Source organism: Rhizobium sp. GCM10022189 (assembly GCF_042656325.1).
Lineage (GTDB): Bacteria > Pseudomonadota > Alphaproteobacteria > Rhizobiales > Rhizobiaceae > Rhizobium.
The window spans coordinates 1-900 of the sequence record NZ_JBHSOR010000035.1 but is presented as its reverse complement, the minus strand read 5'-3'; the positions used below and the strand labels follow the sequence as shown (position 1 = coordinate 900).

Here is a 900-nt window from a genome sequence, read left to right as displayed (position 1 = left end):
GCCATCGACGTGTTCGGTATGGTCCCTCATAAAAATGTCACGCCGAGCGACATCCGGGCCATACCTTAAGACCAGCTTCTCGAGATAAATCCGATGACGCGCGGTCAGGCAACGTCAACCAGATCGCCTGTCAGACGGGGCAAGCCCCGAACAACAAACGATCCTTCAGGCATGAGCATCAGATGCTCATCCGGATCAATCTTCTCTTCACGATATAGGCAGAACAGGCATCAGGCCTAAAGCCGATGCAAACTTTTACTTCTTCAAAGGATATCGCCTCGCCGCCACCGGCTCGACACCAAAGCGAATTGGTGGAGCTGAGCGGGATCGAACCGCTGACCCCCTGCTTGCAAAGCAGGTGCTCTCCCAGCTGAGCTACAGCCCCAACCATCACAAACACCCGACAGTCAAACCGTCAGGGATCAGTAAACCGCAAGCAAACCATCTACAAAAGCAAATGGTGGGCCCGGGAAGACTTGAACTTCCGACCCCACGCTTATCAAGCGTGTGCTCTAACCAACTGAGCTACGGGCCCATCTCTTAAAAGGTCCTGCACTTGCAAAAGCGCAGCACCAAAAGCCAAGAAACAGCGCCAGGCGCAGTCTAGCTATGGTTCGATATCCTTGTGAAGAAAGAGAAACGTGGACGGCGAGAGCTCGCCATACCGTCGTGACCGTAGTCTACGCGGCGTATTGCGTTTCGATGGTCACCTGACTGGTGCCATCTATGTTCTAAAAAGCACGGGAAGGTTCATCCAGGATCATGTCCCGGCGTCTTACCAATTCCACAGCTTCCTTAGAAAGGAGGTGATCCAGCCGCAGGTTCCCCTACGGCTACCTTGTTACGACTTCACCCCAGTCGCTGACCCTACCGTGGTTAGCTGCCTCCTTGCGGTTAGCG

2 tRNA genes and 1 rRNA gene are annotated in these 900 nt (G+C 54.2%); all 3 read right to left on the bottom strand.

Annotation, left to right across the window (positions count from 1 at the left end):
* Nucleotides 1-309 precede the first annotated feature (309 nt).
* A tRNA-Ala gene (locus ACFPWW_RS13225) sits at nucleotides 310-385 on the bottom strand.
* 73 nt (nucleotides 386-458) lie between these two features.
* Nucleotides 459-535, bottom strand: a tRNA-Ile gene (locus tag ACFPWW_RS13220).
* A 264-nt stretch (nucleotides 536-799) separates the two neighbouring features.
* A 16S ribosomal RNA gene (locus ACFPWW_RS13215) occupies nucleotides 800-900 on the bottom strand; the annotation flags it as partial.